We start from the raw sequence: 9,106 nt of genomic DNA, 5'->3' as shown, positions 1-9,106 counted from the left end.
CATCAGCAACACGCCTTCCTCGCTGGACAGGTCGTACTGGCGCATGAACGACTCGACTGCAGTCTGATCGTCCGCCTTGGCCCGGATTCGCGAAACCAGTTCGGTTGCGACGGCAAGCACCTGTTCACTCTCGATCGAGGACATGCTTGCGTCGGCGAGCAGCTCGACGATGGCCTCGGTCTCATCTTTCGACCAGGCAGCGGTGATCCGCGCGCGTGCGGGATCGCATGACTCGGGCAATTCGGGGGAAAGAATTTCGCTCACGATCTGTGGGCTCTCGGCTAGTGCCAGGGTCGCGACCGGACTCATCACGTCGGGGCAGGAGGGTTAAAGGGAGCTGGTGGTGTATCGGTCTCTCAGGTGATCGATCTGCCAATCTGTTCAAACAGGCCAAATTTGATAGTCGTTCTTGCTAAGCCAATCATTCGGCTCAATCGGCAAAGTCGAGCAGGCTGCCTGGAATGGAAGACCACCGGAGCAGCAATCATGCCGTCAGCCATCGAGATTGCGCTGTTCAAGCCTGTTTCGAATGGTTTTGACCGATTGCTAGTGTAGTGACGCTATCACGTGCAGCCAAGCGAAGTTTTCCAGCGAACCGTTGACTAGCCTGGATCATGCTTGACAAGGTCAAACATCGAATTCCGACGAAAAAATCGATCCTGACGAGACTTCGACCTTGCCGGTGCAGCGTGTGCTCTACTATCATTCCGAGGTTCCACGTCCATCATTCCCGTACATGATGGATGTTCCGGTCGGTTTCCGGCCTTGTCCGGGAAGGGGATTGCGCCTTGATCAGCGTGTTGGTCGAGGCGCGAATCGAGTGATTCACGTATTCAAGGTGATGGCAATGATGTCAGTTGGGATCTCGCGAATGCGCCGTGTGCTGAGAGCACCGGCCCAGATCGTACTCGGCCTGCTCGCGAGCACAGCGGCAAGCGCAAATCCGGTGCCATGGCAGCTAAACATGGCCAAAGGCGTCACGGAAACCTCTCGTGATGTCTATGACATCCATATGGTTGTCCTGTGGATCTGCGTGGCCATCGGCATCGTCGTATTCGGCGCGATGTTTGTAGCGATGTTCCGATTTCGCAAGTCGAAAGGCGCCGTGCCTGCGACCTGGAGCCACAGCACCAAGCTGGAGGTGGTCTGGACGGTCATTCCCATCCTGATACTGATTGCCAGCGCGTGGCCCGCCACGACCCTGCTGATCAAGATGGCTGATACCTCCGGATCGGAGATGACCATCAAGGTCACCGGTTATCAGTGGAAGTGGCGCTACGAGTACGTCGATTATTTCGGCGAGCAGCCCAATATCAACTTCATATCGAGCCTGGAATCGCAGTCCAACCGGACCCGTCAGCTTGGTTCCGGCATGGATCCACACTCAGTCAACGTTGACGGTTATCCGACCTATCTGCTCGATGTCGACAAGCCGCTGGTTCTGCCGGTCGGGGTCAAGGTTCGGTTCGTGGTCACCGCCGATGACGTCATCCACTCGTGGTGGGTGCCGGCACTGGGCTGGAAACAGGATGCGATTCCCGGAATCATCAATTCGGCCTGGGCCAGGATCGACGAGCCGGGTGTCTATCGCGGCCAGTGTGCCGAGCTTTGCGGTCGTGGTCACGGCTTCATGCCGATCGTGATCAAGGCCTTGCCAAAGGCCGAATTCGAGCAGTGGATGGCGGCTCAGACAAGCGCTCCGGCGGCCGCAGCCACTGCAACCACTCTTGCACCGACGACAGCCCCAAAGGGTTGATTCCGTTTCAGAATTCTTGAGGTAGAGGCCATGGCACACGCTGCCGTCCACGACGAACATCACGACACTCACGATCACAAGCCGCAGGGCTTTTTGAACCGCTGGCTGTTTACAACCAACCACAAGGACATCGGTACGCTGTACCTGGTGTTCGCGCTGATCATGTTTTTCACCGGCGGCTCGATGGCCATGATCATCCGTGCCGAGCTGTTCGAGCCAGGCATGCAGTTGGTGCAGCCTGAGTTCTTCAATCAGATGACCACGATTCATGCACTGATCATGATTTTCGGTGCGGTCATGCCCGCCTTTGTCGGCCTGGGCAACTGGATGATTCCGCTGCAGATCGGCGCGCCCGACATGGCCTTGCCGCGCATGAACAACTGGTCGTTCTGGATCCTGCCGTTTGCGTTCGTGCTGCTGCTTTCCACCTTGTTCATGACCGGTGCCGGTCCACAGGGTGGCTGGACTCTGTACCCGCCGCTTTCACTGCAGGGCGGCAACAGCATCGCCTTTGTCATCTTCGCCATTCACATGATGGGCATCAGCTCGATCATGGGTGCGATCAACATCATCGCGACCATTCTGAACATGCGCGCACCGGGCATGGACTTGTTGAAGATGCCCGTGTTCAGCTGGTCCTGGCTGATCACCGCGTTTCTGCTGATTGCGGTGATGCCGGTACTCGCCGGTGCCGTGACCATGCTGCTGACCGACAAGTATTTCGGCACCAGCTTCTTCGATGCGGCCGGTGGCGGTGACCCGGTGATGTTCCAGCACATCTTCTGGTTTTTTGGTCACCCCGAGGTCTACATCATGATCCTGCCGGCCTTCGGCATCGTCTCGGAGATCATCCCGACCTTCAGTCGCAAGCCGCTGTTCGGCTACACGGCGATGGTTTACGCCCTGGCCTGTATCGCCTTCCTGTCATTTATTGTCTGGGCGCATCACATGTTTGCGGTGGGCATGCCGCTCGGTGGCGAACTCTACTTCATGTACGCAACGATGCTGATCGCCATTCCAACCGGAGTGAAGGTATTCAACTGGGTGACCACGATGTGGGAAGGCTCGTTGACCTTCGAGACGCCGATGTTGTTTGCGATCGCCTTCGTCATCCTGTTCACCATCGGCGGATTTTCCGGCTTGATGCTGGCTATCGTGCCTGCGGACTTCCAGTATCACGACACCTACTTCGTCGTCGCCCACTTCCACTACGTGCTGGTAACCGGTGCAATCTTCGGAATCATGGCCGCCGTGTATTACTGGCTGCCGAAGTGGTCGGGCAACATGTACAGCGAGCGCTGGGGCAAGATCCATTTCTGGATGAGCGTGATCTCGGTCAACGTCCTGTTCTTCCCGCAGCACTTCCTCGGGCTGGCCGGCATGCCGCGTCGTATCCCGGATTACAACGTTGCCTTTGCCGACTTCAACATGATCAGCTCGATTGGCGGGTTCTGGTTTGGTGCCAGTCAGCTGCTGTTCGTCGGCGTAATCGTGCATGCCGTGTACTTCTCGAAGAATCGTGCAACCACCCAGGTCTGGGAGGGCGCAAAGGGACTTGAGTGGACGGTACCGTCACCGGCACCGCACCACACCTTTACCGTGCCACCGGTGATTGATGACTCGATGCTGGCGCATGGGGATGTGACTCACTAGTTTGTGCGTTCATCCTTGAACGCGTTGAAGTTCGAGGCTTCGGTAGACTTGTTTATCTGTGCGTTCATCCTTGAACGCAGAGCGAGAAGAAGAAGCGGCCATCCGTGGCCGCACTTTTTGAATGAAACATCGCTTCGATTTGATTTTTGGCCAGATTTTTTTGGTAGATGCTAGAAGCCTTTGATTGATCCATCATTGTTGAATCCATGAACGACGAATCATCCACGACAACACCCCGAAAACCTGCGAAGCATGATGCTCGCGGAATTGCCAAGGTTGCCTTGGGCGTGGTCGTGGCTTCTTTCTTTTTCGGTTTCGCGATGGTGCCGATCTATCGAATCGCTTGCGAGCATGTGCTCGGCATTCGCATGTCGGGTGAGGCAGCGGACGCCGCTCAGGTTGCGATGATGACCGAGGACAAATCGCGAACCGTGGCGGTCGAGTTTGTGGCCAACGTCAACAGCAAGCTGCCCTGGTCATTCAAGGCAGAGAAGGCTCGCATCGAGATTCACCCGGGCGCATTGACCGAGGTCTGGTTCGATGCGACCAACGTGTCCGATGCGGCCATCGTCGGCAATGCCGTACCCAGTGTGGCGCCGGCCGAGGCTTCACCGTTTTTCAACAAGACCGAGTGTTTCTGTTTCACTGAGCAGACCCTGGAAGCCGGCGAGTCGAGGCGCATGCCCGTTCGTTTCGTCGTCGACCCGCAACTGCCGCAGAAAACGAAAACCTTGACGCTTTCCTATACGTTTTATGCGAATGAGCTGGCCACAAAGCAGTTGAGCCTTGTGCCGGCGCCGGTTGTCGGCATCGCAAGCAATTGACCTAAATCCTAGAGTCCGGGGTTCCAAGAACATGTCGCAAACACATGATGCGTATTACGTCCCACATGGCAGTCGCTGGCCGATCGTGGGTTCCATCGGACTGTTCACCACGGTCATCGGTGCGGCGAACTTGTTCAATGGAGGTACCGGATTGACGGCGCTGCCATTGATGTACCTTGGTCTGGCAACCATTGCATTCATGATGATCGGCTGGTTTGGAACCGTCATTCGTGAATCGGTAGCCGGCAAGTTCAACAAACAGGTCGACGTTTCATTCCGCATGGGAATGATGTGGTTCATCTTCTCCGAAGTGATGTTCTTCGGCGCATTTTTTGGCGCACTGTTCTACGCACGCATGTATTCCGTGCCGTGGATCGGTGGTGAAGGCCATGGCGGCCTGACAAACTATTTCCTCTGGCAGGGTTACACGCCGTCCTGGCCGACCAACGGCCCCGGAAACATTGGTGGAGCCTTCGAAACGATTCCGGCGTGGCATCTGCCGCTGATCAACACCCTGTTGCTGCTTGCCTCAGGTGTCACCATCACCTTTGCCCATCACGCCCTGCGCGCCGGCTATCGTCGCGCGTTGCTGATTTGGCTGGCCGCAACGATCTTGCTCGGCGCGACTTTCTTGTACTTCCAGGTTCACGAGTACATGGAGGCCTACCAGGACCTCAATCTGACCCTTGGCAGCGGCATCTACGGTTCAACCTTCTTCATGCTGACCGGATTTCACGGCATGCACGTAACTCTCGGCGCAATCATGCTGACAGTCATGTGGTTTCGCTGCGCCAAAGGGCATTTCACCAAGAACGATCACTTCGGATTCGAAGCCGTCGCCTGGTACTGGCACTTCGTCGACGTGGTCTGGCTCGGCTTGTTCGTGTTTGTGTATGTGCTTTAAGAGCCGGGAATAGAGAATTGGGAATGGAGAATGGGGAAAGGCTGTGAGCGGCGAGAATTCGCTTTACGGACTCTTCATTACCCATTCCCAAGCACCGGGAAATGTGTCGGGAAAGGCAAAGGGGGCCGACGCTGCTTCTACCTGCTCCCCACTCCCCACTCCCGGCTTTCAAAGGCCATGCGGCTGAATGTAACCGGTGAAAATACCGATGGCGATCAGCACGATCAGTGCGATCGATAGCGCGATGCGACGGGTCAGAGCCTTGAGGGTACGATCGCTGTCGCCCTTGTCGGTCATCATGTAGTACATGCCGGCACCGAGATTCCAGACGATGGCGATGAGAAAAACAACGATCAGGATCTTGCTGGTCATGGGTTTGTTCCCTGGGAAATTGGGTTCAGCGATATTCGGTCAATTATAGTGGTTGAGGATCGAGGACGACGCTGGGTGCGACCTTCCGGACTGGCTATCGTGCTGGTTTGTCTGGGTGTCGGAGTGTTTTTCTGGCTGGGCAACTGGCAGTTGCATCGCGCAGTCGAGAAGGAGGAGCTGCTGGCGTCATACGCCGGCGCCGCCAAGGCCGCTCCGGTTTCACTGCAGGCAGCACGACAGCGGATTGGCGACACGGTCAATCCGCACGTGTCGGTTCGCGGCCGATTCGACGCCACGCACAGCTACCTGCTCGACGATCAGATCCGTGAAGGTCGTCAAGGTGTCCTCGTCTTCGCTGTCTTTATCCCGGATGATGGCGCCTTGCCGCTGCTGGTCAATCGCGGGTTCATCGACAAGGAAGATGTTGCGAGCGTTGCGCAAATGCCGCAGGGAGAGACTCGGCTGCATGGCTTGTACGCTCCTCCGCCTGGCTCCGGCTTGCGTCTGGGTGGCAACGCCTTGCCTGGACAAGACAAGTGGCCGAAGCTGACGATCTATATTGATACGAAAGAGATCGGGGAAGACTTTGGACGCGTCATCGACTCCCGCGTGCTACTCCTCGATGCCGATCCGAAATCCGGTTTTGTTCGGAACTGGACGCCTCAAATCATACCGCCGCAAAAACATCGCGGATATGCCTTTCAGTGGTTTTGCTTCGCCATCGCCACAATCGTCATTTTCATCGTGCTGCACTGGCGGCGTGAACCTGGAGAATCAGCCTGATGCAAGAGAGAAACCGGAAGCGCCTGCAGTTGATCTTGATCGGATCACTCTTTGCCGTGCCCTTGCTTGCCGCTGTCTTCCTCACAGTCATCGGCTGGGTGCCCGACGCACGCAGTTTTGGTGTCGGTATTGTTCCGCAACAATCGGTCGAGAGTGTGGTTGTCAAACTTGAGGACGGCTCGTCGCTGGAGTGGCAGGATCCCGACTGGCGCTGGAGCCTGGTCGCGATTCCGGGTCGGCATTGTGGCAATGCCTGCATACTCAAGCTGGATCTGATGCATAGGGCACGCATTTCGCTCAATCAGAAATCTGTTCGTCTGCGCCTGATCTATCTCGGCGCTCCACCCACGGGCCCGGAAACCAGAGAGCTCATGAGCGCGTGGCAAATCGGCGACGACATCAACAACGGGTTTTCCCAGTGGAGCCCGGATGTCGAGGATGGCGTTAGCGCCGTTCTGGTCAAGCCGGATGGGGTTGCGGTGACCGTCTATCCCGATGGCTTTGATGCCAACGGCTTGCGCAAGGATCTGGCCAAGGTGACCAAATGAAATCTTCAATTTCCTCATGGTCGTGGCCGACCCGGATAGCGGTATTCGGTGCGACCGTGGCATTCTGCCTGGTCGTATTTGGTGCGTTCGTGCGCTTGAGTCATGCCGGCTTGTCGTGCCCAGATTGGCCGACTTGCTACGGCCAGGCCAGTTGGCCTGGACACGGCAGTGATATTGCCCAGGCCAATGCGGCATTTCCGGATCGCCCCGTTGAAATGCACAAGACCTGGCGGGAGCAAGGCCATCGCATGCTTGCCGGTGCGCTCGGCGTGTTGATTCTCGCACTTGCGGCAAGTGCAGTCTGGCAACGCAAGCGTGCATTGGGTGCAATTGTGATCGCCGCTGCCATCGCAGCCATAGGTGTCGTCAGCTACATCAAAGGTGCCCATGACTTTTCGGCGATCTGTTCCGTAATCGCACTCGCGATACCGGTATTTGTCGCCGCTCGTCTTGAACGGCCGGCGCCCTGGCGCATTGCCGTGGTGTTGCTCTCGGTGGTGATATTCCAGGCCATGCTCGGCATGTGGACCGTGACCTGGTTGCTGAAGCCCGTGGTGGTCATGAGTCATCTGCTTGGCGGATTGACCACATTTGCGCTGCTCAGTTATGTCGCCCTGCGCTTGAGCGGTGTCGGTGCCAACGATGATCACTGGGCCTCGACCCGGAAACTGGTTGCGATCGGCTTGTTGCTGCTCGGTTTGCAGATTGCGCTTGGCGGCTGGACCAGTGCCAACTACGCCGCGCTGACTTGCGGGCTCGATTTCCCGACCTGCCAGGGACAATGGTGGCCACCGACCGATTTCCACGAAGGTTTCGTGCTCTGGAGAGGCATTGGCGTCAACTACGAGGGTGGCGTGCTTGATGTCGCCGCACGCAACGCCATCCAGATGGCTCATCGCATCGGCGCATTGATTGTGTTCTGCTATCTCGGCTGGTTGTCGCATCGACTCGCCCGTCGCGGCTTGCGATGGCCGGCCATCTTTCTCGGCATCGGACTGGTCATACAGGTCGGCCTTGGTATCGCCAACATCAAGCTCGCCTTGCCGATGCCGATTGCATTGGCCCACGTCAGTGTCGCCGTGATCTTGCTGTTTACCCTGATCTTCATTCTTGCACGCACGCAACGACGCGTGACCACCATGCCGACTTTCCACGACGCCTGACTCATGCCCTCGCTAGCCCACGAATATTTTGAGTTGACCAAGCCGCGGGTCGTGGCCTTGATCGTGTTCACCGCGATCATCGGCATGTTCCTTGCCGTGCCGGGCTGGCCGCCGTTGCGCGAATCGGTGTTCGGTTTTCTCGGTATCTGGCTGGCGGCCGCATCTGCTGCCGCGATCAATCATCTGATCGACCAACGCATCGATCGCGTGATGGCGCGAACCTCACATCGACCGCTGGCAACCGGGACGCTTACGCCGAAACAGGTACTGATTTTTGCGATCGTGCTGGGCGCACTTTCGATGACGATTCTGATCACCCTGGTGAATACGCTGACCGCCGTGCTGACTTTCGTCTCACTGATCGGCTACGCGATTGTCTATACGGCTTTCCTCAAGCGCGCGACATCGCAGAATATCGTCATCGGTGGCGCAGCAGGTGCCGCACCGCCGCTGCTCGGCTGGGTCGCGGTAACCGGTCAGGTGCATCCCTACGCCCTGTTGCTGTTCCTGATCATCTTCGTGTGGACGCCGCCGCATTTCTGGGCCCTGGCGATTTTCCGCGTCGCCGACTACTCGCGCGCCCAGGTGCCAATGCTGCCGGTGACCCACGGCGTCACCTATACGCGCTGGCATGTGCTCGCCTATACGGTCCTGCTGGTGATCGTGACCATACTGCCGTATCTGACCGGCATGAGTGGTGTGTTCTATCTCGGCGGCGCACTGGTTCTCGGCGCAGGTTTTCTCTATTACGCCATCCGCCTGCTCAATCCGCCGGACGAGATGTTCGCGATGAAGGTGTTCAACTACTCGATCATCTACCTGATGGCCTTGTTCGCGTTTCTGCTCGTCGATCACTACATGTTGCCGACGGCGATTCCCGCGGCAGGCTCCTTGATTTTCAAGGCAACATAAAGAGCGGGCTGTCTCTGTGGAGCCTCCTTTGACAGGCTCAGGACATGCCTTTAGGGCAACGCTGATCAAGTGGCGCAATCGTCACGACACCTGTCTGCGTGCAGATCGCGGCGCGCTGGCGCAGATGCACTGGCCGTGTCGGCAACTGCTCCTGCGTTGCTCTACCTCCTGCATCCATGCAGTCGCTTCAA

11 protein-coding genes are annotated in these 9,106 nt (G+C 57.5%); 8 read left to right on the top strand and 3 right to left on the bottom strand.

Features of this window, described 5'->3' with window-relative positions; genetic code table 11:
* The coding region (locus VFN25_RS04165) for a hypothetical protein (RefSeq protein WP_414648851.1) at positions 1-267 on the bottom strand (267 nt) is incomplete at its 3' end.
* Between the two features lie 604 nt (positions 268-871).
* On the opposite strand from VFN25_RS04165, the gene coxB reads away from it, so the two are divergent.
* Together coxB and ctaD are read left to right on the top strand one after the other, a co-directional pair.
* On the top strand, positions 872-1,756 hold the full coding sequence (gene coxB / locus VFN25_RS04160) for a cytochrome c oxidase subunit II (protein ID WP_325139137.1): 885 nt from the start codon (positions 872-874) through the stop codon (positions 1,754-1,756).
* A 30-nt stretch (positions 1,757-1,786) separates the two neighbouring features.
* Positions 1,787-3,409, top strand: a complete 1,623-nt coding sequence (gene ctaD / locus VFN25_RS04155; RefSeq protein WP_325139136.1) for a cytochrome c oxidase subunit I — start codon at positions 1,787-1,789, stop codon at positions 3,407-3,409.
* A gap of 64 nt (positions 3,410-3,473) precedes the next feature.
* Here ctaD and VFN25_RS04150 read toward each other — a convergent pair whose 3' ends face one another.
* The gene (locus VFN25_RS04150) at positions 3,474-3,605 is read right to left on the bottom strand and encodes a hypothetical protein (RefSeq protein WP_325139133.1); all 132 of its coding nucleotides are present in this window, start codon (positions 3,603-3,605) and stop codon (positions 3,474-3,476) included.
* A gap of 10 nt (positions 3,606-3,615) precedes the next feature.
* Between VFN25_RS04150 and VFN25_RS04145 the strand changes: the two genes are divergently transcribed.
* The gene (locus VFN25_RS04145; RefSeq protein ID WP_325139131.1) at positions 3,616-4,233 is read left to right on the top strand and encodes a cytochrome c oxidase assembly protein; all 618 of its coding nucleotides are present in this window, start codon (positions 3,616-3,618) and stop codon (positions 4,231-4,233) included.
* Positions 4,234-4,264: 31 nt separating this feature from the next.
* On the top strand, positions 4,265-5,137 hold the full coding sequence (locus tag VFN25_RS04140; RefSeq protein ID WP_325139129.1) for a cytochrome c oxidase subunit 3: 873 nt from the start codon (positions 4,265-4,267) through the stop codon (positions 5,135-5,137).
* A gap of 168 nt (positions 5,138-5,305) precedes the next feature.
* On the opposite strand, the gene VFN25_RS04135 is transcribed toward VFN25_RS04140, so the two are convergent.
* Positions 5,306-5,509 carry a twin transmembrane helix small protein gene (locus tag VFN25_RS04135; RefSeq protein WP_325139127.1) on the bottom strand — a complete coding sequence of 68 codons (204 nt, stop codon included), beginning with the start codon at positions 5,507-5,509 and terminating at the stop codon, positions 5,306-5,308.
* A 48-nt stretch (positions 5,510-5,557) separates the two neighbouring features.
* Here VFN25_RS04135 and VFN25_RS04130 point away from each other — a divergent pair, with 48 nt between their 5' ends.
* Genes VFN25_RS04130 through cyoE form a run of 4 tightly spaced genes read left to right on the top strand, consistent with a single transcriptional unit; the run spans position 5,558 to position 8,915 of the window.
* The gene (locus tag VFN25_RS04130; protein WP_325139125.1) at positions 5,558-6,292 is read left to right on the top strand and encodes an SURF1 family protein; all 735 of its coding nucleotides are present in this window, start codon (positions 5,558-5,560) and stop codon (positions 6,290-6,292) included.
* The gene (locus VFN25_RS04125; RefSeq protein ID WP_325139120.1) at positions 6,292-6,840 is read left to right on the top strand and encodes a hypothetical protein; all 549 of its coding nucleotides are present in this window, start codon (positions 6,292-6,294) and stop codon (positions 6,838-6,840) included. The genes VFN25_RS04130 and VFN25_RS04125 overlap by 1 nt, the downstream gene beginning before the upstream one ends.
* The gene (locus VFN25_RS04120; RefSeq protein ID WP_325139118.1) at positions 6,837-8,003 is read left to right on the top strand and encodes a COX15/CtaA family protein; all 1,167 of its coding nucleotides are present in this window, start codon (positions 6,837-6,839) and stop codon (positions 8,001-8,003) included. Before VFN25_RS04125 ends, VFN25_RS04120 begins: the two co-directional genes overlap by 4 nt.
* Positions 8,004-8,006: 3 nt before the next feature.
* Positions 8,007-8,915, top strand: coding sequence for a heme o synthase (gene cyoE, locus VFN25_RS04115; RefSeq protein WP_325139116.1), 909 nt, complete (start codon positions 8,007-8,009; stop codon positions 8,913-8,915).
* Positions 8,916-9,106: the final 191 nt, after the last annotated feature.

It is taken from the genome of Dokdonella sp. (genome assembly GCF_035703485.1).
GTDB lineage: Bacteria > Pseudomonadota > Gammaproteobacteria > Xanthomonadales > Rhodanobacteraceae > Dokdonella.
The sequence above is the reverse complement of the archived record's forward strand: the minus strand, read 5'-3'. Positions and strand labels throughout refer to the sequence as shown.

Coding starts and splice junctions, on each gene's coding strand:
- ctaD (WP_325139136.1), top strand. CDS start 1,787: ATGGCACACGCTGCCGTCCACGACGAACATCACGACACTCACGATCAC.
- VFN25_RS04120 (WP_325139118.1), top strand. CDS start 6,837: ATGAAATCTTCAATTTCCTCATGGTCGTGGCCGACCCGGATAGCGGTA.
- cyoE (WP_325139116.1), top strand. CDS start 8,007: ATGCCCTCGCTAGCCCACGAATATTTTGAGTTGACCAAGCCGCGGGTC.
- coxB (WP_325139137.1), top strand. CDS start 872: ATGCGCCGTGTGCTGAGAGCACCGGCCCAGATCGTACTCGGCCTGCTC.
- VFN25_RS04135 (WP_325139127.1), bottom strand. CDS start 5,509: ATGACCAGCAAGATCCTGATCGTTGTTTTTCTCATCGCCATCGTCTGG.
- VFN25_RS04125 (WP_325139120.1), top strand. CDS start 6,292: ATGCAAGAGAGAAACCGGAAGCGCCTGCAGTTGATCTTGATCGGATCA.
- VFN25_RS04150 (WP_325139133.1), bottom strand. CDS start 3,605: ATGATGGATCAATCAAAGGCTTCTAGCATCTACCAAAAAAATCTGGCC.
- VFN25_RS04140 (WP_325139129.1), top strand. CDS start 4,265: ATGTCGCAAACACATGATGCGTATTACGTCCCACATGGCAGTCGCTGG.
- VFN25_RS04145 (WP_325139131.1), top strand. CDS start 3,616: ATGAACGACGAATCATCCACGACAACACCCCGAAAACCTGCGAAGCAT.